Here is a 24,260-nt window from a genome sequence, read left to right as displayed (position 1 = left end):
TGGCCGGGAGGGAGGGGATGTCAGCCCGCCGGCTCCAACTGCACGACGAGACCGCGGTGGTCGCTGCCTCCGGCGTCGTCGATCACGATCGAGCCGGTCGGCGTCCAGTTCGGCGACGCCATGACGTGGTCGATGGGCGCGCTGAGCAGCGAGGGGAGCGAGCTCGGCCAGGTGCCGCTGAGCCCGTTCCCGGTGCGCGAGGCGACGTCCCGGCAGTACCCCATGTCGCCGCCGTCGACGCCGAGGCCCGCCATGTGATCGACGGTCGCGTTGAAGTCGCCCGCCAGCAGGAAGTTGCCCTCGGGGCACTGGTCGGCGATCCAGCGCAGATCGCTGCTCCACTGCTCCATCTCCTCCATGCGCGGAGCGACGGCGTGGACGGCGACGATCGTCGGACCGCCTGCGTTCCCGCCCACGGGCATGAGCACGGCGCTCGGCACGGAGCCGGTGTTGCTGGATCCGTCCTGCGACGATTCGATCACCGAGTACTCGCCGAGCTCGGGGGAGACGAGCACGGTCGTGTGCCACGACTTGGGGCCGTCGACGACATCGGGTTTGAACTGCACATGGTGCACCCACATCGGATGCCCCTGCTCCCGCAGCATGACGGCGATCTGCTCGCCGACGGCCTCTGTCGTCTCGGGGAGCGCGACGATGTCGGCACCCTGATCGAGGATCTGTCGCGCGATCTGCTCGGCCGAGACCGCGTCGCCGGCCGTGTTCCAGGTCAGCACGCGGATGCTGGTATCCGTCGCCGCCGGGAGGGTTCCCGTGCCGAAGCCGCGCGTCATGCCGACCACGCCCGTCGCTCCGGCGCCGAGCAGCGCCACGATGAGGACGGATGCCGCGAAGCCGCGGAGCGGCCGCGCGAGGAGCAGCAGCAGTGCCAGCACCGCGACGATGAGGAACGCACCGAGCACCAGTCCGCGAGCGGCCACGATCTGGGCGAAGGGCCAGGTCTGCTCGAGGTGGAAGAACTGCGGCCAGACGACGATGGCCGTCGCGATCGCGAGCAGCACCGTGAACAGGATCCCCAGGAGTCGTAGCATCCCTTCCAGCCTAGGAGCGGTCGCTGTGAAGTCCCTGCCGTGGACCAGCGCGTCTCAGGGGCGTCCGCGCTCGGTACGCTCGGAGGATGGCCGTTCGCTCCCACCGCTTCGCGGGTCCCGCAGACCTGCACCTGCACTCGAATCACTCGGACGGCACCGAGGCGCCCGGCGAGGTGGTGCGTCAGGCGCATGCGCACGGCATCCGCACCCTCGCGCTCACCGACCACGATCGGACGACGGGGTGGGATGAAGCGGGGGCTGCGGCGACCGCGCTCGGGATGACCTTCCTCCCCGGGATGGAGCTCTCCGCCAAGCACGAGTGGCGCAGCGTGCACGTGCTGGGCTACCTCTTCGACCCCGCGCACGCCGGGCTGGCAGCTGAGACCGAGCGCATCCGCGGCGACCGGATCGGACGGGCGGAGAGGATCGTCCGCAGCATCGGGCGGGACTACGACCTGCACTGGGAGGACGTGGTCGCCCAGACGACTCCGGATGCCACGGTCGGCCGCCCGCACATCGCCGACGCGCTCGTCGCCCGAGGCATCGTCCGCGACCGCACCGAGGCCTTCGACGGCATCCTGCATCCGCGAGAGGGATACTACGAGCCGCACTACGCGCCGGACCCGCTCACCGCGGTGCGGCTCATCACGGATGCAGGCGGCGTGGCGATCATCGCCCACCCCGTCACGGCTGGGCGCGACCGCATGATGCCCGTGCCCTTCATCGAGCGACTGATCGACGCGGGACTCGGGGGCTTCGAGATCGATCACCGTGAGAACACCGAGGCGGGGAAGCAGACGCTGCGGAGGATCGCGGCCGATCACGACCTCATCGTCACGGGATCCAGCGACTACCACGGGTCGGGCAAGCCGAACGTGCCGGGGGAGAACACGACGTCGGATGAGATGGTCGCCCGACTGATCGAGCGTGCGACCGGCTCCTCGCCGCGCTACCCCTGACTCCCGCCGCGGGGCAGAGGCTCTCACGGCGAACTGTCGAGGAGCGCGGATACGCTTCCCGGCATGCAGAGAGCGACCTCCCTCGAGCAGCGCATCGACGCGATCGCTCACCGCATCCTCCGTGACGCCTCCGACCGCGGCGTCCGCGCCGGGCTCGTGGAGTTCGCGGTGTTCGTGCTCAAGCAGGCCTGGGCGTGCGTGTTCGGAGCGCTGCTGCTGGTCGCGATCGTCGCGGCGCGGCTCTGGTACCCCGACGACGCAGCGCTCGCGCGCAACGATGTGCTCACCATCGCGGCGGTGCTCATCCAGATCGGGATGCTCGTGTTCCGCCTCGAGTCGGGGCGGGAGCTGTGGGTCATCGTGCTCTTCCACCTCACCGGCACGGTGATGGAGCTCTTCAAGACCGACGTCGGATCCTGGGCGTATGCTGCCGACGGCATCCTGCGCATCGGCGGCGTGCCCCTGTTCAGCGGTTTCATGTACGCCGCCGTGGGGTCGTACATGGTCAGGGTCTACCGCCTCTTCGACCTCGGATTCACGCGATACCCGTGGCGGTGGCTCACGACCGTGCTCGCCGCCGCGATCTACCTCAACTTCTTCACCCATCACTGGTGGTGGGACGCGCGGTGGGTGCTCCTCGCCGCTGTGGTATTGCTCTGGCTGCCGACCGTCATGCACGCGCGGGTCTGGCGCCGCACGATCCGGCTGCCGTTGCTCGCGGTCTTCGCCGGGGTCGCCGTCTTCATCTACCTCGCGGAGAACATCGGGACCTGGGCCGGCGCGTGGGCCTATCCCGACCAGGTCGTCGAGTGGCAGCCGGTGTCGGTGAGCAAGCTGAGCTCCTGGTTCCTGCTCATGATCATCTCCGTCGTCATGGTCACGTGGGTGTACCCGCCGCGTATGCCGGAGGGTCGTCCGGACACGACGGAGGGGGCGGATGCCGCAGCATCCGCCCCCTCCGAGGCTGTGTCGGGCGACGGCGATCAGGCGCCGGCGACCGGTGCCGCCCCGGCACCGGAACCGCCGCGGCGGCGACGGCGGCGACGCGCGGGTGCCGGCTTTCCGTCGTGATGCTCCTTGCCGGCACCGTCATGGGTGCCCGCGCCCTCGGCGCCGCGGTCGGCGATCGCGGGTGAGCCGGCGTCGCCGCCTGTGCTCTCGGTGCCCTCGGCGAAGGTCGAGCCGACCTGCGCCGATCCACCGCGACGGCGGCGACGCCGACGCGTGCCGCCCTCCGCGGTGCCCTCCGCCGCAGCATCCGCCGCGCGCTCGGGGCGCGGAGCGCGAGCCGGCTTCTCGGCCTTCGGTGCCGAGACGAGGCGGCCCTTCGTGCCGGCGGGGATGTCGAGGTCCTCGTACAGGTGCGGGCTCGACGAATAGGTCTCCAGCGGCTCGGGCTGGCCGAACTCCAGGGCGCGGTTGATGAGAGCCCACTTGTGCAGGTCCTCCCAGTCGACGAACGTCACCGCGATGCCGGTCTTGCCGGCGCGACCCGTGCGACCCGCGCGGTGGAGATAGGTCTTCTCCTCGTCGGGGATGGTGTGGTTGATGACGTGCGTCACGTCGTCGACGTCGATGCCTCGGGCGGCGACGTCGGTCGCGACCAGTACATCCTTCTTGCCGGCCTTGAAGGCCGCCATCGAGCGCTCGCGCTGATCCTGGCCCATGTCGCCGTGCACGCCGCCGACGTTGAAGCCGCGGTCGCTCAGCTCGTCGACGAGGCGCTGGGCTGCACGCTTCGTGCGGGTGAAGATCACGGTCTTGCCGCGGCCCTCGGCCTGCAGGATGCGGGCGATGACCTCGTCCTTGTCGAGCGAGTGCGCACGGTAGACGAGGTGCTTGATGTTGGCCTGGGTCAGACCCTCGTCGGGGTCGTTGGCGCGGATGTGGATCGGGTTCGTCATGAAGCGCCGCGCCAGCGCCACGATCGGGCCGGGCATGGTCGCCGAGAAGAGCTGGGTGTGGCGGACGGCCGGCACCCTCTGGAAGATCTTCTCGATGTCGGCGAGGAAGCCGAGGTCGAGCATCTTGTCGGCCTCGTCGAGCACGACCTCCGTCGCGTGCGACAGGTCGAGCAGGCGCTGGCCGGCGAGGTCGATCAGACGACCGGGGGTTCCGACGACGATCTGAGCGCCGGCCTTCAGCTGGTCGATCTGGCCCTCGTACGCCTTGCCGCCGTAGATCGCGACGACGCTCGTCGAGCGGTTGCTGGTGAGCAGATCGATGTCCTCGTACACCTGCACCGCGAGCTCACGGGTCGGCACGACGATGAGCGCCTTGACCCCGGGCTCCGGGTTCTCGCCCAGGCGCTGCACGACGGGGATGCCGAAGCCGAAGGTCTTGCCGGTACCGGTCTTGGCCTGGCCGATGATGTCCTGGCCGGGAAGGCCGAGGGGGATGGTCTGCTCCTGGATGGGGAACGCGTCGACGATGCCCTTGGCGGCGAGTGCGTCGACGATGTCCTGATCGATTCCGAGATCAGCGAAGGTAGTCAATGTTCAGATGCCTGTCCGGCGACCTGCGAGGATCGCCACGTTTCACGGATCCACGCCGTCTCATGTGCCACAGGCGCGGGCCCCGCTCCGACGGCGGGGACGGCTCCAGCCTACCCGAGGGGGTGCCGGAGCCTCGTAGAGACCTCTCGTCCGAGTATTGTGAACCCGTGGTCAACTGGTTCTGGAAGCGCAGGGCGCCCCGCCGCACGATGACGTTGCGCAGCCGCGGCGATCAGGGCACGTCGACGAAGGTCGACTTCTCGGAGGTCGCCCCCGAGCTCGATCGCTTCCTCGGCCAGGCCGCCTACCTGCAGCTCGGATATTTCGAGACCCTCACCCGGCTCATCCGTGCCACGCCCGAGCTCTCCGAGAAGGAGTCGCTGTCGCGCGCGGCCGGTGCGGCTCTCACGAAGCACCGCGCCATCGTCGACCTCATCGCCGAGCGCGGTGACGATCCGACCCAGCTGATGCTGCCGTTCCGTGAGAACCTCGACGCCTTCCGCCGCAAGACGATCGGGGCGCGCCCGCGTGAGACCCTGCTGTCGGTGTACATCACCGCCGGCATGCTGGACGACTTCTACCTCGCGCTCGCATCGAGCTACGGCGAGGTCGGAGCTCGCGTCGTCGACATCCTCAGCGAGGACGACGCGCGGCACGAGATCGTGGCGATCATCCAGGAGACCATCGACGGAGACGGCGAATGGCGCTCGCTTCTGTCGATGTGGGCGCGTCGTCTCGTCGGCGACACGATCCTCGTCTGCCGTTCCGCTCTTCGCCAGCCCGAGCTGGCTGCGATGACCGAGGAGCGCGTAGAGCCGGTCTACACCGAGCTCATGGGCGCGCACGCCCGGCGGATGGATGCGATGGGACTCGCGTCGTAACGACCGCTCACGACGGGAGCTCGGGCGTTCAGATGCCGAGAGCGGCCTTGGCCGACGCGTCGGACCGGCGCCGCAGCGCCACCAGCGCGGCCGTCGCGGCCGCGGCGAGCAGCACGGAGCCGAGAACGCTCGCGAGCCACAGCCAGACGCTGTCCTCGCCGACACCGAGCCACTGGAGTCCCGTGTAGAAGAGCGCCGCGATCGCGGTCGCGACCGCCGGGGTGAACGCCACCCCGCGCAGCTCGCGACCGCCGATCAGGAAGTGCGCGGCGATCCCGAGCACGCACGCGCCGATGAGCGCGAGGAGGATGTACATCGCGTCAGGCCACGAAGCCGACGCGGCGCGATTCCTCGGTGCCGAGCTCGATGTAGGCGAGGTGTGCGGTGGGGACCAGGTAGGAGTTCCCCTTCACATCGGCGAAGTTCAGGTGCGAGGTGCTCTGCTCGAGGGCGGAGGACACCTGCGTGCGGACCTCGTCCGCGGTCGCCGAGGTCTCGAAGCTGAGCTCGCGGCCGGTGTTGATGATGCCGATGCGGATTTCCACGCGTACTCCCATTGTCGAATCGACCATGCTGTGCGCCCAACTCTACCCCGCGGCATCGGGGCCGGACCGGCCGGACGAGGCGGTTTCGCCCTGAGCGCACAGCGTGCTTAGGGCCTCGCCGCGCAGCCGCTCGACGACGATGTCGGCGCACGGCAGTAGCGTGGAGGACATGACAGAGGATGCCGCGCAGACCGCCGTGGTCGGCGCCGACGCGACGGCTTCCGGCATCGTCATCGGCGCGCCGGGCACCGGCAAGACGCGTGCGCTGATCGAGCGCGTCGTGCACCTGCTCGGCCACGAGGGCGTGCAGCCGGAGCACCTGCTCGTGCTGACGCCGAGCCGCCAGGCGGCGACGTCGCTGCGCGACCGCATCGGCGTCCGGATCGGAGAGGCCACCCCGGGTCCGCTGGCGCGATCGCTCGGCTCCTTCGCCTTCCAGATCGTGCGCGGAGCCATGGTGCACGCGGGTGAAGAGCCGCCAGCTCTGCTCACGGGAGCGGACCAGGACCGCCTGATCGCCGACCTCCTCGCGGGCGACGCCGAGGACGAGCATATCGACTGGCCGGAGGCGCTGAGCGCGTCCGTGCGCGGATCGCGCGGTTTCCGCTCGGAGCTGCGCGCCTTCCTCGCAGAGTGCGCCGAACTGGGGGCGCAGCCGGAAGACCTCCGCGGTGCCGGGGATCCGGTCTGGACGGCCGTGGCCGACTTCCTCGTCGAGTACCGCGCCGTGCTCGACCACGCCCGTGCCGCGCACCGCGACGCTGCCAACCTGCTCACCGAGGCGCGGACGATCCTGCAGGGCGCGGGCGCCGCTGAGCTCGGCCCGCTCGCCGATCTCCGAATCGTGCTCATCGACGACGCGCAGGAGCTCACCCGCGGTGGCGTGGCCCTCGTGCAGGCGCTCCGCGAGCGGGGTGTCGCCGTGCTCGCTTTCGGAGACCCCGACATCTCCTCGGGCGCGTTCCGCGGTGCGACCCCCGAATTGTTCGCGCAGCTGGCCACCGCGCTCGGCGAGGTCCACGTGCTCGACGCCCCGCATCGCCAGACGGCGTCGCTGACGTCGCTGACGCGAACCGTCACGCAGGCGATCGGTGCATCGGGCCGCGTCGACCACCGGCGTGCACCGGCGCCGAAGACCGACGGTGCAGAGGATGCGTCGGTCTCGACCTTCATCGCCCCCTCGCCCTACGAGGAGCTCGACCGCATCGCGGGGGTCATGCGCGAATGGCATCTGGTCGACGGGGTGGCGTGGGACCGCATGGCAGTGATCGCGCACGATACGCGCCAGGTCGCCCAGCTCGAGACCGAGCTCGCGGCCCGTGAGATCCCGACGCGCGCCGCCGGCGTGCAACGCCCGCTCGGCAGCGAGTCGGTGGTGCGCGACATCGTCGGCGTCGTCCGTCTCGCGCTGACGCCGGCCGAGGAGCGCACCCCGCAGGAGTGGGAGGAAGCGCTGCGCACGCCCTTCGGCGGGATGGATGCGATCGGTCTCCGACGGCTGCGCGCGCGACTGCGGCACGTGGAGCTCGAGCAGGGCGGATCCACGCCGGCCAGGGAGCTGCTGCGACAGGCGCTGACGGGGCCCGACCACTTCACGCTCATCGACGCGGCGGAATCGCGCACGGCGGCGAGATTCGCGCAGACCGTCGCCGAGGTCGCGAAGGGAGCCGCAGAGGGCGAGACGATCCACGACCTGCTCTGGCGGGTGTGGGATCGCGCGAGGGCGGTGGACGGCAGGTCGCTGCAGGTCGCGTGGCGTGAGATGTCGATGCAGGCGAGCGGCGCCGAGACCGCGAGGGCGCTGGACGCGCTCGTGTCGCTTTTCGGCGCGGCCAAGCGGTTCGTCGAACGCACTCCGAACGAGCGGCCCGAGGTGTTCGTGCGCGACATCCTCGACAGCGAGGTGCCGGAGGACTCGCTCTCCAGCCCCGATCGTCCGGGCAGGGTGACGCTGCTCACACCGGCCACAGCGCTCGGAACCGAGTTCGACGCCGTCGTCGTCGCCGGGGTGCAGGACGGCGTATGGCCCAACGTGCGTCTCCGCGGCGGGATGCTGCGGACCTGGCGGCTCGCCGACGCACTGCTCGCCGCGCGCGCGGGTCGGGTCGAGGAGTCCGCGGGCGTGCTCGATCGGCGCCGCGCGGCGTTGCACGACGAACTGCGTCTCTTCGTCAGGGCGATCTCGCGGTCGCGCCGTCGGCTGCTCATCACCGCGGTCGACGATGACGACATGACGCCGAGTCCGTTCTTCGCGTTCCTGCCGCCCCCACCCCCTCCGGCCCAGCACGCGTCCGCCGAGCATCCGCTCACGCTGCGAGGGCTCGTCGCGCGGCATCGGCGCGTGCTCACGACCTCCCACTCCGCCGCAGCCAGGTCCGAGGCCGCTGAGCAGCTGGCGGTGCTCGCCCGAGAAGGAGTCCCCGGCGCCGACCCGTCCGAATGGTACGGGGTCACGCCGCCGTCGACGGACTCCGGTCTCCGCGATCTGGCGGTGGAGGGGGCGCGCGTCTCGCCGTCGCGCCTCGAGTCCTTCGAGGAGTGCGGGCTGAACTGGGCGGTGTCGGCGCTGGGCGGAGACACCGTCATGCCGCCGACCGCCGGCATCGGCACCATCGTGCACGAGGCGATGGAGCGGTCGCCGGAAGGTGATCTCGAGCAGATGCGCGCCGTGCTCGCCGAGCACTGGCCCGAGCTCGACTTCGAGACGGAGTGGATCGGGCGCAAGGAGCGACGCCGCGCCGACACCCTCATCGACCGGCTGCACACGTACCTCCACGACGTCCGCCGCGACGGCGGTCGCGAGATCGCGAGTGAGGTGGAGTTCCGTTTCGCCGTCGACATCCCCGTGGGCGACGACGAGATCCCCGCCGTGCATCCCGTGGGCGACGAGCACGGAGATCAGGCGATCATCCACGGTTACATCGACCGCGTGGAGCTCTACCCACCCGGTGCGGGCGATCACCCGCATGCGCGGGGGCAGAGGTGGCAGCCCATCGCTGCGGTCGCCGAGGCCGACGATGCGCGGCGAGAGCGGGTCGTCGTGGTCGACCTCAAGACGGGCAAGTCCGATCCCGAGTCCGACCCGGGTGTCGTCGAGCACGCCCAGCTCGCGGCGTATCAGGTCGCCGTGCAGCAGGGACTCATCCCTGATGCGCCCGCCGATGCGCTCGCCGGGGCGCGATTGGTCGTGGTGTCCAAGACCCTCGCCAAGAGCGATTACCGCATCGCGCACCAGCACACGCTCGACGACGAGGCGAAGACGGCATTCCTGCGGCGGGTGGGGGAGGCCGCGCGCGGGATGTCGGCGTCCAGCTTCACCGCCCAGGTCGAGGCGCATTGCGCCGACACCCAGCGCCGCATCAATCGCTGCCGCATCCACACCGTGCCGGCGGTGAGCGCATGACCCTGATCGATACGCCGCGCGCGACCGCCGAGTCGTGGCCGGGCACCCTCGGCATCTCCGCGACCGACGTGGCCGCGGCGCTCGGACAGCCCGCACCGACCTCCGCGCAGCAGCGCGTGATCGAGGCGCCGCCCGCACCGGCCCTCGTGGTCGCGGGGGCGGGGAGCGGCAAGACCGAGACCATGTCCGGCCGCGTCGTCTGGCTGGTGGCGAACGGCCATGTCCGCCGCGACGAGGTGCTCGGCCTGACCTTCACGCGCAAGGCGGCGGGCGAGCTCGCCGAGCGCATCGGCACGCGGCTCGCACTGATCGACGAGTACGGACGCCGCGGACTGCTCCCGTTCCTCCCCGAGATCGTGGCGAGCGGCGCTCTGGAGCGTGTCGGGGCCGCCGCGCCCGGTCGGCAGCGCGACGTCGTCCGGCTGCGAGTGCTCGACGAGCTCGCCGCGACGTACGGCACCGGCTGGGACCCCGCGACACCCCGCGCCGCGGAGGAGCTGATGATCCGCCCCCGTGTGTCGACCTACAACGCCTTCGCCGACGGCATCGTGAGGGAGCACGCGGCCCGCATCGGTCGTGACACCGACGTCGCGATGCTGAGTCAGGCGGCGTCCTGGATGCTGGCGCGCGAGGTCGTGCTGCGGTCCGACATCCCCGAACTCGAGCAGATCGACTTCGCGCTCGGCACCGTGATCGACGCGGTGCAGCGGCTCGCCGGCGACGTGCTCGACCATCGGGTCGACGTCGATCACGCGGTGCGCATCGCGAGGGAGCAGGCCGAGGCCTTCGCTCCGTACCGTGGCACGGCCGCCGTCGAGACCGCCGCGACGAACCTCCTGAGTCTCGCGACGCTCGCTCAGCTGGTGCGCGACTACATCGCGGAGAAGAGCCGACGGGGCGTGCTCGACTTCGCCGACCAGGTCGGCGGAGCGTACGACATCGTCGAGTCGGCGCCCGACGTGCGCGCCGAGCTGCGAGAGCAGCATCGCGTCGTGCTGCTCGACGAGTACCAGGACACGTCGGTCATCCAGACCCGATTCCTCGCCGAGCTCTTCCGCGACTCAGCGGTGATGGCGGTCGGCGACCCGCACCAGTCGATCTACGGGTGGCGCGGGGCGAGCGCCGACAACCTGTACGCGTTCTCGGGGGCCTTCACCGGCCCGGACGAGTCCCCGGCTGCGATCTACAGCCTCATGACCAGCTGGCGCAACGACAGCCGCATCCTCGATGTCGCGAACCGCGTTCTGGAGCCGCTGCAGCGACCGGGGCTCGACGTGCCGCCGCTGGAACCCAGGCCGGGGGCGGGGGAGGGCGCGGTGCAGGTGCGCTTCCCCTTCACGGTCGACGACGAGGCTGCCGAGGTCGCCGACTGGTTCGTCGAGCGACGAGCAGCACACGACCAGGCAGCGGCGGGTCGTCCCCACACCGGTGCGATCCTGTTCCGCTCGAAGCGCCACATGCAGACGTTCGCGGCCGCTCTCGCCGCGCGCGGCGTGCCGCACCGCATCCTGGGTCTCGGGGGACTGCTGGCGACGCCCGAGGTCGTCGACGTGGTGTCGACGTTGCGCGTCGTGCACGATCCGACGGCTGGGTCCGCCCTCATCCGGCTCCTCACAGGACCGAGATTCGCGGTCGGTGTCGCCGACATGGCCGCGCTCTACGACCTCGGCCGCACGCTCTCCGAACGCGACACCGGGATGATGCCGTTGCCGGAAGAGGTGCGCGTGCGCCTCCGCTCCTCGCGCGGCGCCGACGAGGCCGTGTCGATCATCGACGCGGTCGACGTCGTGCGCGCGGTGCGCGACGACTACCGGCTCATCGCGGGGATCAGCCCCGACGGGCGCTCCCGCATCCGCGCGGCGGGCGAGATGCTCGAACGGCTGCGGCGCGCGTCGTCGCAGCCGATCCCCGAGCTCATCCGCCTGATCGAGCTGGAGCTCCGGCTCGACATCGAGCTCGCGGCGAACGAGACGCGGGGGCCGGCGCGAGTCGCGGCGACGCAGCTCCGGGCGTTCGCCGACGAGGTGCGGGCTTTTCTCGCCGCCGACGAGCGCGGCACGATCGGCGCGCTGCTCGCCTGGCTCGACAAGGCCGAGAGCACGGACGAGCTCATGCCTCGACCCGAACCCCCTGAGCCGGGAGTCGTGCAGCTGCTCACGATCCATGGGTCGAAGGGTCTGGAGTGGGATGCCGTCGCCGTCGTGCGGCTCGTCACCGACGAACTCCCCGGCCGCGTGTCCGACACGTCGGGATGGTTCGGCTTCGGCGTCGTGCCCTTCGCGCTGCGCGGCGACCGCGACGCTCTGCCGAGGTTCGACTGGGACCCGGTGGCTGCGATGGGCGATGAGGCCGATCCGAAGAAGCGGCAGGCTCTCGCGCAGTCGTCGCTGTCGGGCGGCGTGTCCAAGGCGAACCCGCAGGGCGGCGCACTCAAGCGCTTCAAGGATGCCTATCGCGACTACCAGCAGCAGGAGGAGCGCCGTCTCGCGTACGTCGCGGTCACCCGGGCGCGCACCGATCTGCTGCTGACCGGCGCCCACTGGGCCGGGCAGAAGTCGCCGCGTGTGCCGAGCCCGTTCCTGGTCGAGGCGATGGACGTGCTCGGCCTCGACGCGATCGAGCCGGTGGACCCGGAGGACAACCCGTACGAGGGGCCGGGTGCCACACTGAGCTGGCCGCTCGATCCGCTCGGCGCGCGCCGCCCGCTCGTCGAGTCCGCTGCGGCCGCCGTCCGGGCCGCTGCGGCCGAGAATCCGGTCGCGAGTCCCGAGCTGGCCCGTCTCCTCGCCGAGCGAGAGGCGCGTCTGAGGGGAACGGCAGCACAGCCTCCCACGCGCGTCCCCGCATCGCGCTTCAAGGACTACGTGACCGACTTCGACGCCACAATCTCGTCGATCGTGCGCCCGGTGCCCGAGCGGCCGTACCGGCAGACCAGGCTCGGCACGCTCTTCCACGCCTGGGTCGAGCGGCGCAGTGAGCTGGTCGGCGTCGGCACACGCGTCGAGGAGGCGCTGTGGGAGCTCGATGAGGACGACCTCGCTGCGGACTCGCCGGGAGACGTGTCGCCCGCGGATGCGGCCGACCTGCAGACCCTGCAGCAGATCTTCGAGCGCAGCGAATGGGGCGGGCTCGCGCCGATCGCCGTCGAGATCGAGATCGACTTCGCGCTCGGCGGAGCACCGGACGACGACGGCTCAGGGCACATCGTCATCTGCAAGCTCGATGCGGTCTACCGTCGCGCGGACCGCGGCGGCCGGATTGAGATCGTGGACTGGAAGACGGGCAAGGCGCCCCGCACGGCGAAGGAACGCGACGAGCGGATGCTGCAGCTCGCTCTGTACCGACTCGCCTACCACCGTCGCTTCGGGGTCCCCCTGGACGAGATCGACGTCGCCCTGTACTACGTCGCCGACGATCTGGTCATACGCGGCGACCGCGTCTACTCGGAGTCCGAGCTCCTCCAGCGCTGGAGCGCGGCGCGCGCGGCACGCTGAGCCTCGTCCTCGGGGGACTCGTGCGAGTCCGCGGCCGCAGACCCGTCCGACGCACCCTGGGAACCGTCGCCGCCGCGGGAGAGGGGGAACCGATCCCGCACGCCCGACAGATCCTCGGTCTCGAGTCCGCCGACATCCGCCCGCCGCGCGGCCTCGGCGGCTTCCGCCGCGGCATCCGAGAGGTCGTGGGTGCTGTCGGCATCCGCGCCGACGCCGAGCGAGCCGGTGTCGCGCCGCCCGTCGCCGTCTGACTCGTCGTGCCACAGCTCGTCGGGGTTGTAGGCGTCGGTCTCCATCGCCGTGGCGCCTGCGGCTCCTGCCCCGGCCGCTGCGGTGGCGGGAACGCGGTCGAGGGCGTCCATGGCCGAGTCGACGCCGTCCGCACGTGCCGAGATCACCGCGAGGTCGTCGTGCCGCAGTCCGTCCGCGAGTGCCTCGAGCAGGGCGGCGGCGTCGTCGACGATGTCCTGCCGGCGCAGCGAGTCGCCGTGCACGAGCCAGCGCGCGAACTCGAGCTCGGCGAGCAGGCGCCCACGCACCTCGAGGGCCGGATCGGGCACGCGGTCTATCGTGCGCGCGTATGCCGCGGTCACGTCGTCCGCGGCATCCGGCGCGGTCGAGAGCCAGGAGAGGTCGACCGCCGGGTCGCCCACCGACAGGGAGTGCCAGCCCAGCACGCCGGTGACCTGAGGGCCGGCCTCGGGGTCGTCGCGGAACACGAAGGAGGTGGCCTGAACCCCGCCGAGCACGACCGTCGACTCGAAACGCCAGAGGTCGTCATCGGCGACCGCTTCGCGCCAGCGCACCGTGAGGCGTGCGGGTACACGTCCGGTCGCCGCGGCGGTGTCGACCAGCCGGGCGATCTCGTCGCGGCTCTCCTGCGCGGTTCGGGCGAGAAGGCCCGCGCTGCGCACGACGGAGGTCGGCAGCGCGTGCACGGCGGCGATCGCGGCGCCTATCGATTCGGCGGCTCCGCGACCCGCCGGGACGTGAGCGGCCTCGATCTGGAAGCCGGGAAGCAGCTCCGTGACGAGCGCGCGGGCATCGCCCAGGCGCGTCTCGCCGATGTACGCGGGGACCTCGAACGGCAGCATCGCGCGCGCGCCGGCGGTCAGGGCGCGGAGAGCGAGCGCCTCGGCGGCGAGCTCGCGGCCGGCCTCGTCGTCCTCCGCCACGCGGATCGCGAGCTCCCGCCCGTCGGCGAGGGAGGCGACCGCGGAGTCGAAACGTCCGTCGCCGTCCGCGGTCAGCGGTCGCGCTCCGGTCACCTCCGCTCCGGGCAGTGCGGCCGTCACCGCCGCGGCTAGAGTGAAAGGAGAGCGTCCCATACCCCCAGGGTAGGCGGGCGCCGGGGCGGTCCCGCCTCCGCCACGCCCGTGAGAGAGGGAGTCGATGACCACGATGCGCGCGTCCTTCGACCGTGCGGCCGAGCTGCGGGCCGAGGCGGGAGTGATCGAGCGGCTCCGGGCAGACGACACGACCAGGGTCATCGCCGTCCGCGACGGCCGCGCGCGCATCGCCGGCGCGGATCTCGACGAACCGCAGCTCCTGCGCGTCGCCCCCTCCGAGGTCGGCGAGGCGACCTGGGCGCTGCTGGGCCGCGACTCAGAAGGCGTGGTCGTGCTCCTCGCGGTGCTGACCCCCGAGGCCGACACGATCGACACCGCGCCGGACGAGACGTGGCTGGGTCTTCGCGATCTCGGAGCCCGCCTCGGCGACGAGGACTCCGAGCTGCTCATCGAGGCCCTCGCGCTCGGCGGATGGCTGCGCGATGCGCCGTTCTGCCCGACCTGCGGCGGGGGCACCGAGCTTCGTCAGGCCGGGTGGTCGCGGCGCTGCCTCGTGTGCGGACGCGAGCACTTCCCGCGCACCGACCCCGCCGTGATCGTCGCCGTCGAGAGCGCCGACGGCGAGCGTCTGCTCCTGGGCGCCAACGCCAACTGGGGCGGACGCATGTACTCGTGCTTCGCCGGCTTCACCGAGGCGGGGGAGTCGCTCGAGACCACCGTGCACCGCGAGCTCGCCGAGGAGGCGGGGGTGCGCCTCGCGACGCTGCACTACGTGTCGTCGCAGCCGTGGCCGTTCCCTCGGTCGCTCATGCTGGGGTTCCGCGCGGTCGCGCTCGACGAGGCCGAGGTGCGCGCCGACGGCGAGGAGATCATCGACGTCCGCTGGTTCACGCGTGACGAGATCGGCACGGCGCTCGCCGGGGAGGGACCCGTCGGACTGCCGGGGCCGGCATCCATCGCACGCGCGTTGATCACGGCCTGGTACGAGGGGCGCGCGTGAGCGCGCTCGACGCGCTCGACGACAGGCAGCGGGAGGCGGCGTCCGTGCTGCGCGGTCCTGTCGCCGTGCTCGCCGGTGCGGGGACCGGCAAGACCCGGGTGATCACGCACCGCATCGCGCACGGCGTCGACACCGGCGCCTATTCGCCGTCGCGCGTGATGGCGGTCACCTTCACGGCGAAGGCGGCGGGAGAGCTGCGCGGACGCCTGCGAGCACTCGGCGTCGAGGGCGTCGCCGCGCGGACGTTCCACGCCGCAGCGCTGGCCCAACTGAACTTCTTCTGGCCGACCCTCGCCGGATCGCCGGCTCCGTCGATCATCGACAACAAGGTTCGGATGCTGGGGCAGGCCGCCGACGCGATGCGCCTGCGTCCGAGCACGGCGACGCTGCGCGACATCGCGTCCGAGATCGAGTGGCGCAAGGTGTCGATGCTCTCGATCGAGAAGCACGCCTCGCTCGGCCGCACGCCCAGCGGCATCGACGCCCAACAGCTCGTCGAGCTGCAGCAGCGCTATGAGGCGCTTAAGGACGAACGGCATCAGCTCGACTTCGAGGACGTGCTGTTGGCCTGCGCAGGGATGCTGGAGGCCGAACCCCGCGTCGCCGCCTCCGTGCACGAGCAGTACCGCCACTTCACGGTCGACGAGTTCCAGGACGTATCCCCGCTGCAGAACCGTCTCCTCGAGCTCTGGCTCGGAGACCGGCGCGACATCTGCGTCGTCGGTGACGCGAGTCAGACGATCTACTCCTTCGCGGGAGCCGAGCAGCGCTTCCTGCTCGAGTTCGAGCGACGGCATCCCGACGCCACCGTCGTGCGTCTCGAGACGAACTACCGGTCGCAGGCCCCGATACTCGAGGCGGCGAACGCCCTCATGCGGGGTCGGCCGGGAGCACTGGAGCTCATGCCCGCACGCGAGACGTTCTCCGGGGACACGCCGACGGTGACGGCCTACGACAGCGAGCGCGACGAGGCGGAGGGCATCGCCGCCGCGGTGTCCGCACGCATCGAGGAGGGCGCCTCGCCCTCCGACATCGCGGTGCTGTACCGCGCCCACGCGCAATCGGCTGCTCTGCAGCAGGCGCTCGCCGCAGAGGGCATCGCCACCTCGGTGCTCGGCGGTACGCGCTTCTTCGCCATGCCCGAGGTCCGCCAGGCCATCCTCGCCCTGCGAGCGGCGGCGGTCGCGCCGACCGAGCACGGCTTCCTCCCCGGGGTGCAGCGCGTCCTCCGCGAGCTGGGCCTCACCGACGAGCCCCCGGCGGCCGGTGGTGCGCAGCGCGACGGATGGGAGGCGCGACGCGCGATCCTGCGACTCGCCGAGGAGGCGGGACCGGACGAGACGCTGCGCAGCTTCAGCGATGCGCTGATGGCACGCGCCAAGGATCAGCACGAGCCGACCATGCGCACGGTGACCCTGTCCACGCTGCACGCCGCGAAGGGTCTGGAATGGCCGCACGTGCACCTCGCGGGCTGGGCGGAGGGCGCCCTGCCGATCTCGTATGCGACGGGGTTCGACGCGATCGATGAGGAACGACGACTCGCCTACGTCGGCGTCACGCGGGCCGCGCGTACGCTGTCGGTGTCGTGGTCGCGCTCAGCCGGCCGAGGGGAACGGGCGCCGTCGCGCTTCCTGGCTGAGATAGGAACGACTGCTCGCGGCACCGGCATTCTTCGTGAAATCTCGCCGGCCGCAGCTCGCGCCGCCCGCCGCCGCTGAGCTCCATGACGGCTCCGTCGGCTCCGGCGGTGAGGATCGCGGCGACCGCGGTGGCCGCATCCGCGATGCGAAGGGCGCTGATCGGCCCGGAGGCGCGGCCGATCAACTGCGTGTGCAGCCGCGGCCAGGCGGGATCGCGATCGCGCTCGTGGGCATCTCGGCACGCGAGGCACGGAGAGCTTCCGGGCACCACGAGCGGCCCCACTGTGGTTCTTCCGCGCTCGAGCGCCACCGGCAGATGCGGCACGTCGTCGCGCAGGTAGCGGCGGAACTGCAGAGCGGCGGCCGCGCCCTCGACGAGCACGACCGCGACGTCCGCCGAGGAACGCGGATCGCCGGCCGGCACCCCCTCGTCGAGCAGGGCCTCGCGCAGGCGGTACTCGCACCGGCCGTCGCGCACGTCGATGCTCTCGACCCAGGCGGCGCGATGCACGGCGACCTCGTCGACCAGCAGCGGTTCGAGGCGCGCGTACAGCGCCCTGGCCTCCGCGCGCGGCGCCCCCAGGGAGTGGGCGATCACGTCGAAGGAGGAGCGGCGGAAGCCGGCGGCCATGCGAGCGAGCACGTGCTCGACCCACGGCGCGGATGCCGGGATGCGCAGGGTCCCCTCGAGCCCGACCTGCAGCGTGTCGCCGTCGCGCCAGAGGAGAGGGACGGCGGGGTCGAGGCGGGTGATCGTCGGAGTACTGAGCGGCATCCCTCGATTCTGCGGAGGAATCGGATGCCGAGGCACCCCGATCGCCGCATCGGTGGAGAACTCCGCGAGGCGCCGTCCCGTGCAGGAGAGGCGCCCCGCGAGGGTCACATCGGGTAGGTCACACGGGGCGGTCGCCCTCGGGGGACTCGTCGTCGCCCGCGTCGTCGACGCTCGAGTCGCCGCGTGCGTCCGACGACGGCTCGCCGGCGTCGGCGCTCTGCGCGTCGCCACCGCCGAAGTCCTCGCCGTCGAGCAGCCGCGCCAGCGCCTCGTCGAACTCGTCGGCCACCGGCTGCTCGCCGCGGGCCGTCGCCTGCAGCCGGGCGACCAGCGCCGTGGGGTCGTCGATGTCCTCGGAGGTCGGCATGAGGTCGGGGTAGTCCCACAGCGCGTCGCGTCCGGCGGCGCCGACGGCATCCGTCACCGCCTGCCACATCGCCGACGCCTCCCGCAGGCGGCGCGGGCGCAGCTTGAGGCCCACGAGCGCGCCGAGGGCGTCCTCCGCGGGCCCGCCGACGGCGCGGCGCCGACGTGCGGCCTCCGCGATGCGCGCTCCGTCCGGAAGACGTGCGGTGGCCTGCGCGGTGACGACGTCGACCCATCCGTCGATCGTCGCGACGAGGTTCTCGAGCCGGGAGAGGGCCTCGCGCTGGGCATCGGTCTGCGTGGGCAGAAGGGCGCCGCCCTCGATCGCCGCGCGCAGCTCCTCGGGGTCGGAGGGGTCGAGACGGCTGGCGACGTCCTCGAGCGCATCCACGTCGACCGTCACGCCGCGGGCGAAGTCGGTGATCTGCGCCATGACGTGAAGGTGCAGCCACTTCGCATGCCGGTAGAGGCGCGCATAGGCCAGCTCACGGGTCGCGATGTACAGCGCGATCTGGTCCTCGGGGATCTCCAGACCCTCACCGAAGCCCGCCAGGTTCTGCGGGATCACGGCCGCTGTGCCCGCCGGGAGCACCGGGATGCCGACGTCGCCGCCCGATACGACCTCGAGCGACAGGTTGCCGAGCACCTGGCCGAACTGGGCCGCGAACACAGATCCGCCGAGCCCGCGCATCAGCTTGCCGGCGCCCTGCACCACGCCCCGCATGTCGTCGGGGACCTGGCTGTCGAGCGCCGCGGTGAGCGCGTCGGCGATGCTCGTCGAGACCGGGTCGGCGATCTCCTTCCACACCGGGAGGGTCGCCTCCACCCATTCGCCGCGGGTCATGGCCTTGGGCGCCTCGGCGAGCTCGGAGATGGTGGTCGCCTCGCCGAGCCACAGGTCGGCCAGCGCGAACGAGTCGGCGAGCGAGGTGCGCGAGCCCTCGGAGATCCCGAGCCCGTCGCGGTTGGCGATGTGCAGCGCCTGCCGCAGCGCGTTCTCCCAGGCGTCGCCGCCGAAGGCACCCTGCAGTTGCGCCATGATCGTCTGCATCATGGCCGGATCGAGCTGCAGCCCGTCCATGCCCGAGAACGCGTTGCGCAGCGCCTCGGGGTCGATGTCTCCGCCTCCCTGGCCGGACATCATTCGTCGGAGGAACTCCTGGAAGTCCTCGGGGGTCGGGTCGTTGTCTGCCATCGGGTTCGCCTCTCAGCACGTCTGAAGCCGTGGCATCTACGCTAGTCACAGGATCGGCCGTGAGACCCGGGCATGGGCAGATCGCTGTACGCCGCCCGCGAACGACGGAGGAACCTGTGGATCGAACCCGGTCTGTGAAGCTCGGACTGGGAGTGTGGGCGCTGATCGTCGCGTTGATCGCGCTCGTCGTGCTCACCTTCCTCCCCACGCCGTACGTCATCCAGCGACCGGGACCCGTGTACGACACCCTTGGCACGGCGGCCGGGGCCGACGACGAGCAGGTCCCGCTCATCAAGGTGGACGGCGCCGAGACGTACGAGACGGGCGGGACCCTCGACCTGACGACCGTGCAGGTCGTCGGCAACCGCGAGCGCACCCCCAGCTGGTTCGAGCTCGCCCTGGCATGGACCGACCGGTCACGCGCGGTCGTGCCGATCGAGTCGGTGTTTCCCGAGGGGCAGACGAGCGAGCAGCGCGACGAGCGCAATGCGACCCTGATGGTCGACTCGCAGCACGAGGCCACGGCGGCCGCTCTGGGCGAGCTCGGGTACGACACGGGTGCCGCGGTCGCGGTGGTCGAGGTGCTCGACGACGCCCCCGCGGCCGGGCTCCTGGAGCCTGAGGACGTCATCACCGCCGTCGACGGCACCCCCGTCGCTTCGGCGAAGCTGCTGCGCCAGGCGATCCAGGATGCAGCTGGCGACCCCGTACAGCTCACGGTGCTCCGCGGCGGCGACGAGCAGACCGTCGAGGTCACTCCTGAGAAGCAGGTCGAGGGGGACGTCACGACCTGGCTCATCGGCGTCACCCTGCGCACCGACTACGACTTCGAGGTCGACGTGACGATCCAGCTCGACAACGTGGGCGGTCCGAGCGCCGGAATGATGTTCGCGCTCGGAATCATCGACACGCTGACCCCGGGCGAGCTCAACGGCGGGGAGAACATCGCCGGCACCGGCACGATCGAGGCCGACGGCACGGTCGGCCCGATTGGCGGCATCCGCCAGAAGCTCTACGGAGCGCGGGATGCGGGTGCCGACTACTTCCTGGCGCCGGAGTCGAACTGCGACGAGGTGACGGGGCACATCCCCGACGGCCTCACGGTGCTGAGCACCTCGACGCTCGATGAATCGCTCGCCGCGCTCGAGGTGATAGCGAACGGCGGCGACATCGGCTCCCTGCCGACCTGCGACACCGCCGACGCGAAGTGACGCCGTGACCTCCCCGTGACAGGAACGACAGCCGCACCACAGTAAGGCGTGCCTAGGATGGAAGGGTGACCTCGACTTCCGCACCGAACCCGGCCACTCCTCGAACCTCGCGAAGAATCTTCGGCATCTCGTTGGCGATCATCGCCGCGCTGATCGCCGTCTTCTTCGTCTTCTCGTCGCTCTTCACCGAGTACCTCTGGTTCGACCAGCTGGGCTTCACGAACGTGCTCACGACGCAGTGGATCGCGACGGTGACCATGTTCGTCGTCGGATTCCTGGGCATGGCGGTGCCCCTGTTCGTCGCGATCCAGCTCGCCTACCGGCTGCGCCCGGTGTACGTGCGGCTGAGCTCGCAGCTCGATCGCTACCAGGAGGTCATCGAGCCCCTGCGCCGCCTCGCGATGTGGGGCATGCCTATCTTCTTCGGCCTCTTCGCCGGCTTCTCGGCTGCCAGCCAGTGGAAGACCGTCTGGCTCTGGGCGAACGGCGTGGCGACCGACACCACCGATCCGCAGTTCGGTGTCGACACCGGCTTCTACATGTTCGCGATGCCGTTCTACTCGATCCTGCTCGCGTTCGTCTCCGCGGTGCTGCTGCTGACGCTCATCGTCACGGCGCTGGTGTCGTACCTGTACGGCTCGGTGCGCATCGGCCAGGGCGAGCTGCGCATCTCGAAGGCAGCGCGCATCCAGCTCGCGGTGACCGCGGGTCTCTACCTCCTCGCGCAGGCCGTCAGCCTCTGGCTCGACCGCTACAAGACGCTCGTGAGCCCCGACGACCGCATCGTCGGCCCGGCCTACACCGGGGTCAACGCGACCATCCCCGGTCTCGCGATCCTCGCGATCATCGCCGCGATCGTGGCCGTGCTGTTCTTCGTCACGGCCGTGATCGGCCGCTGGCGGTTCCCGCTCGCGGCGACCGCGCTGCTGATCATCGCCTCCCTCGTCGTCGGCGTCGGCTACCCGTGGGCCGTCACGACGTTCCAGGTGCGCCCGAACCAGAACGCCTACCAGGCCGAGTTCTACCAGCGGAACATCGACGGCACCAAAGAGGCGTACGGCGTCGCCGATCTCGAGACCACGCCTTTCGAAGCCGAGACCGATGCGGAGGCCGGCCAGCTCCGCGCCGACGCCGAGACCACGGCATCCATCCGCATCGTCGACCCGGCCGTCATCAGCCCGACCGTCCGGCAGCTCGAGCAGTACCGCGGCTACTACCAGTTCCAGGAGAACATGGACGTCGACCGGTACGAGATCGACGGGCAGATGCAGGACACGGTGGTGTCGGTGCGCGACCTCGACATGGAAGGCGTCGACGTCACGAACTGGAACAACCGCGCCGCGGTCTACACGCACGGCTACGGCCTCGTGGCTGCGGCCGGCAACCAGCGCACGAGCGACGGCGAGCCCGTCTTCCTCGAGCGCGGCATCCCCTCGTCGGGATTCCTGACCGACCAGGAGAACTTCGAGCCGCGCGTCTACTTCGGGGAGAATTCCCCGGAGTACTCGATCGTCGGAGCGCCGGACGGGTCGGATCCCGTCGAGATCGACTATCCGCGCGGAAAGGACGGCTCGAGCGAGACGAAGACGACGTTCGAGGGCGACGGGGGACCGAAGATCGGCAACACGTTCACCAAGCTCCTGTACGCGCTGAAGTTCCAGTCGGAGCAGATCCTGTTCTCGAACCTCGTGAACGAGGACTCGCAGATCCTGTACGACCGCGACCCGAAGACCCGCGTCCAGAAGGTCGCGCCGTACCTCGAGCTCGACAGCGACCCGTACCCGAGCGTCGTCGACGGTCGCATCGTCTGGATCATCGACGGCTACACCACGAGCTCGTCGTACCCCTACTCGACGAACGTGAGCCTGTCCGAGGCGATCGCCGACTCGAATCTTCCGTCGCCGTCTCTCGCGATCGACGAGATCAACTACATCCGCAACTCGGTCAAGGCGACCGTCGACGCCTACGACGGATCCGTCACGCTGTACGCGTGGGACGACCAGGATCCGGTGCTGCAGACCTGGCAGAAGATTTACCCGTCGACGCTCAAGCCGGTCAGCGAGATGTCGGGCGACCTGATGAGCCACGTGCGGTACCCGACCGACCTGTTCAAGGTCCAGCGCGACATCCTCGGGATCTACCACATCGACACCGCCGGCTCCTTCGCACAGCAGGACAACCGGTGGCAGACGCCGAACGACCCGCGCAGCGACTCGGTGCTCCAGCCTCCGTATTACCTGACGATGCAGATGCCCGGGCAGGACTCCCCGCGATTCTCGATGTTCTCGACGTTCATCCCGAGCGCCTCCGGCAGCGGCGGCAACCGTGACGTGCTGATGGGATACCTCGCCGTCGACTCCGACGCCGGATCGGAAGCAGGCAAGAAGTCGGAGGGCTACGGCCAGCTGCGGATGCTGGAGATCGACACCGACACCACGGTGCCCGGTCCCGGTCAGGTGCAGAACACGTACAACTCCGACACGTCCGTGGTGCCGCAGCTGAACCTGCTGCAGCAGGGCGAGTCGCAGGTGATCTACGGCAACCTGCTCACGCTTCCCGTGGGTGGCGGTCTGCTCTACGTGCAACCCGTCTACGTGCAGTCGTCGGAGGGTACGAAGCTGCCGCGTCTGCAGAAGGTCCTGGTGGCCTTCGGTGACAAGGTCGCGTTCGAGGACACCCTGACGGCGGCGCTCGACGCCCTGTTCGGCGGTGACTCCGGAGCGACCGGCGGCGATGACCAGGTCGAGCCGACGCAGCCCGATCCGGACACCGGTGAGGTGCCGACGACCGAGCCGACGACGCCGACGGATGCCGAGGCCGACGCGCTGGCGGATGCGCAGCAGGCGCTGCTCGACCGCGACGCGGCGTTGAAGTCGGGCGACCTCACGAAGTTCGCCGAGGCCGACAAGCGGCTGACGGACGCCGTCAACACGCTCCTCGAGCTCGAAGGCGCATCGGGGGAGTAGCTCCTCGCAACGAGCCGCGCGTCCCGCAGCTGACGGATCAGATCCGGCGGCAGCGGGGCGCGCGGCTTCGTGCATCCGCGCCGAACGTCCCCATCGGCGAACCCGATGGGAACCACAGGATCGGTGTGATGGGCCGATGCCACTTCGCGACGTACTGTTGCTGACATGACCGTCTCCTCCGCGCGCAGCATCGAAGCGGTCGCTCTGAGTCCGACGATCGAGGTCGGCGATGTGGATGCGAATCTGCGTCGCCTCTCCGACGCGCTCGCCGCGTTCGACGACGACGTGCCGCGCCTCGTCGTCGCACCCGAACTCGCGACGAGCGGATACGTCTTCACGGACCGCGACGAGGCCGTGCACCTCGCGATGCCCCGCGACGACGATCGACTGAGGCGTCTGGCTGCTCGGCTCGGGTCGCAGACGGTCGCAGTGATCGGGTTCGCCGAGAGCGACGGCGACGACCTCTACAACTCCGCCGCGGTGCTGACGCGCGACGGAGTGCTCGCGGTGTACCGCAAATCGCACCTCTGGGGCGAGGAGAAGCTCGTCTTCACTCCGGGGACGGATGCCGGGATGGTCGTCGACTCGGCCGTCGGACGCCTGGGCGTCGCGATCTGCTACGACAACGAGTTCCCCGAGGTGCCGCGAGCCCTCGCCCTCTCCGGCGCCGACCTGCTTGCGCTTCCCGTGAACTGGCCCCTGGTTCCGCGCCCCGCGGGGGAGCGGCCGCCGGAGACGATCCAGGCGATGGGCGCGGCCCGGTCGTCGCGACTGCCGACGGTGATCGCGGACCGTCACGGCGTCGAACGCGGGGTGGAGTGGACCGGCGGGACCGCGGTGATCGACGGGGAGGGCTGGGTCGTCGCGGAGGGGAGCGACGGCGCGACGACCGCGATGCTGCAGATCACGACCGGAGACAAGGTGCTCGGGCCGCACAACGACCTGTTCGCCGACCGTCGCCCCGACATCTACCGCGCGCACTCGTCCTGACC

Annotated in this window: 16 protein-coding genes; 10 read left to right on the top strand and 6 right to left on the bottom strand. The window is 70.8% G+C overall.

The features are described 5' to 3' along the window. Positions 1–20: 20 nt before the first annotated feature. Positions 21–1,049 carry an endonuclease/exonuclease/phosphatase family protein gene (locus AUC47_RS08775; protein ID WP_096714820.1) on the bottom strand — a complete coding sequence of 343 codons (1,029 nt, stop codon included), beginning with the start codon at positions 1,047–1,049 and terminating at the stop codon, positions 21–23. Positions 1,050–1,135: 86 nt separating this feature from the next. On the opposite strand from AUC47_RS08775, the gene AUC47_RS08770 reads away from it, so the two are divergent. Further along, positions 1,136–2,008: a PHP domain-containing protein gene (locus AUC47_RS08770; protein WP_096714819.1), complete on the top strand. Its 873-nt coding sequence runs from the start codon at positions 1,136–1,138 to the stop codon at positions 2,006–2,008. Positions 2,009–2,071: 63 nt separating this feature from the next. Then, complete coding sequence (locus AUC47_RS08765; protein WP_096714818.1) at positions 2,072–3,079, top strand: DUF817 domain-containing protein; 1,008 nt, start codon at positions 2,072–2,074, stop codon at positions 3,077–3,079. Here AUC47_RS08765 and AUC47_RS08760 read toward each other — a convergent pair. Beyond that, a complete protein-coding gene (locus tag AUC47_RS08760; RefSeq protein ID WP_096714817.1) occupies positions 2,992–4,503 on the bottom strand; it encodes a DEAD/DEAH box helicase in 1,512 nt (503 codons plus the stop codon). The genes AUC47_RS08765 and AUC47_RS08760 overlap by 88 nt on opposite strands. 167 nt (positions 4,504–4,670) lie before the next feature. On the opposite strand from AUC47_RS08760, the gene AUC47_RS08755 reads away from it, so the two are divergent. Next, positions 4,671–5,384 carry a ferritin-like fold-containing protein gene (locus AUC47_RS08755; protein WP_096714816.1) on the top strand — a complete coding sequence of 238 codons (714 nt, stop codon included), beginning with the start codon at positions 4,671–4,673 and terminating at the stop codon, positions 5,382–5,384. Positions 5,385–5,412: 28 nt separating this feature from the next. On the opposite strand, the gene AUC47_RS08750 is transcribed toward AUC47_RS08755, so the two are convergent. Further along, positions 5,413–5,700, bottom strand: coding sequence for a hypothetical protein (locus AUC47_RS08750; RefSeq protein ID WP_096714815.1), 288 nt, complete (start codon positions 5,698–5,700; stop codon positions 5,413–5,415). Positions 5,701–5,704: 4 nt separating this feature from the next. Continuing rightward, a complete protein-coding gene (locus AUC47_RS08745) occupies positions 5,705–5,929 on the bottom strand; it encodes a DUF3107 domain-containing protein (protein WP_096714814.1) in 225 nt (74 codons plus the stop codon). Between the two features lie 169 nt (positions 5,930–6,098). Between AUC47_RS08745 and AUC47_RS08740 the strand changes: the two genes are divergently transcribed. Continuing rightward, positions 6,099–9,332: an ATP-dependent helicase gene (locus tag AUC47_RS08740; protein WP_096714813.1), complete on the top strand. Its 3,234-nt coding sequence runs from the start codon at positions 6,099–6,101 to the stop codon at positions 9,330–9,332. Next, on the top strand, positions 9,329–12,826 hold the full coding sequence (locus tag AUC47_RS08735) for an ATP-dependent DNA helicase (protein ID WP_096714812.1): 3,498 nt from the start codon (positions 9,329–9,331) through the stop codon (positions 12,824–12,826). Before AUC47_RS08740 ends, AUC47_RS08735 begins: the two co-directional genes overlap by 4 nt. Here AUC47_RS08735 and AUC47_RS08730 read toward each other — a convergent pair. Next, the gene (locus tag AUC47_RS08730; RefSeq protein WP_256999494.1) at positions 12,772–14,154 is read right to left on the bottom strand and encodes a phosphotransferase; all 1,383 of its coding nucleotides are present in this window, start codon (positions 14,152–14,154) and stop codon (positions 12,772–12,774) included. The two genes, AUC47_RS08735 and AUC47_RS08730, sit on opposite strands and share 55 nt — an antisense overlap. Positions 14,155–14,218: 64 nt before the next feature. On the opposite strand from AUC47_RS08730, the gene nudC reads away from it, so the two are divergent. After that, the gene (gene nudC / locus AUC47_RS08725) at positions 14,219–15,115 is read left to right on the top strand and encodes an NAD(+) diphosphatase (protein WP_096714810.1); all 897 of its coding nucleotides are present in this window, start codon (positions 14,219–14,221) and stop codon (positions 15,113–15,115) included. Continuing rightward, on the top strand, positions 15,112–16,833 hold the full coding sequence (locus tag AUC47_RS08720) for an ATP-dependent helicase (protein WP_096714809.1): 1,722 nt from the start codon (positions 15,112–15,114) through the stop codon (positions 16,831–16,833). Before nudC ends, AUC47_RS08720 begins: the two co-directional genes overlap by 4 nt. An 815-nt stretch (positions 16,834–17,648) precedes the next feature. On the opposite strand, the gene AUC47_RS08715 is transcribed toward AUC47_RS08720, so the two are convergent. Further along, positions 17,649–19,091 (bottom strand): zinc-dependent metalloprotease, encoded by a 1,443-nt coding sequence (locus tag AUC47_RS08715; protein ID WP_096714808.1) that lies wholly within the window; start codon positions 19,089–19,091, stop codon positions 17,649–17,651. Positions 19,092–19,207: 116 nt separating this feature from the next. Between AUC47_RS08715 and AUC47_RS08710 the strand changes: the two genes are divergently transcribed. The 3 genes from AUC47_RS08710 (at position 19,208) to AUC47_RS08700 (ending at position 24,258) form a co-directional block, all read left to right on the top strand. After that, complete coding sequence (locus AUC47_RS08710; protein WP_096714807.1) at positions 19,208–20,302, top strand: YlbL family protein; 1,095 nt, start codon at positions 19,208–19,210, stop codon at positions 20,300–20,302. A gap of 65 nt (positions 20,303–20,367) precedes the next feature. After that, positions 20,368–23,268, top strand: coding sequence for a UPF0182 family membrane protein (locus AUC47_RS08705; RefSeq protein WP_096714806.1), 2,901 nt, complete (start codon positions 20,368–20,370; stop codon positions 23,266–23,268). Between the two features lie 165 nt (positions 23,269–23,433). Beyond that, positions 23,434–24,258, top strand: coding sequence for a nitrilase-related carbon-nitrogen hydrolase (locus AUC47_RS08700; RefSeq protein WP_096714805.1), 825 nt, complete (start codon positions 23,434–23,436; stop codon positions 24,256–24,258). Positions 24,259–24,260 lie beyond the last annotated feature (2 nt).

This window comes from Microbacterium sp. SZ1 (assembly GCF_002362255.1).
Taxonomy (GTDB): domain Bacteria; phylum Actinomycetota; class Actinomycetes; order Actinomycetales; family Microbacteriaceae; genus Microbacterium.
The sequence above is the reverse complement of the archived record's forward strand: the minus strand, read 5'-3'. Positions and strand labels throughout refer to the sequence as shown.

Bases quoted from the DNA above. Each gene is read 5' to 3' on its own strand.
- AUC47_RS08735 (WP_096714812.1), top strand. From the start codon at position 9,329: ATGACCCTGATCGATACGCCGCGCGCGACCGCCGAGTCGTGGCCGGGC.
- AUC47_RS08700 (WP_096714805.1), top strand. From the start codon at position 23,434: ATGACCGTCTCCTCCGCGCGCAGCATCGAAGCGGTCGCTCTGAGTCCG.
- AUC47_RS08740 (WP_096714813.1), top strand. From the start codon at position 6,099: ATGACAGAGGATGCCGCGCAGACCGCCGTGGTCGGCGCCGACGCGACG.
- nudC (WP_096714810.1), top strand. From the start codon at position 14,219: ATGACCACGATGCGCGCGTCCTTCGACCGTGCGGCCGAGCTGCGGGCC.
- AUC47_RS08715 (WP_096714808.1), bottom strand. From the start codon at position 19,091: ATGGCAGACAACGACCCGACCCCCGAGGACTTCCAGGAGTTCCTCCGA.
- AUC47_RS08730 (WP_256999494.1), bottom strand. From the start codon at position 14,154: ATGGGACGCTCTCCTTTCACTCTAGCCGCGGCGGTGACGGCCGCACTG.
- AUC47_RS08750 (WP_096714815.1), bottom strand. From the start codon at position 5,700: ATGTACATCCTCCTCGCGCTCATCGGCGCGTGCGTGCTCGGGATCGCC.
- AUC47_RS08770 (WP_096714819.1), top strand. From the start codon at position 1,136: ATGGCCGTTCGCTCCCACCGCTTCGCGGGTCCCGCAGACCTGCACCTG.
- AUC47_RS08775 (WP_096714820.1), bottom strand. From the start codon at position 1,049: ATGCTACGACTCCTGGGGATCCTGTTCACGGTGCTGCTCGCGATCGCG.
- AUC47_RS08765 (WP_096714818.1), top strand. From the start codon at position 2,072: ATGCAGAGAGCGACCTCCCTCGAGCAGCGCATCGACGCGATCGCTCAC.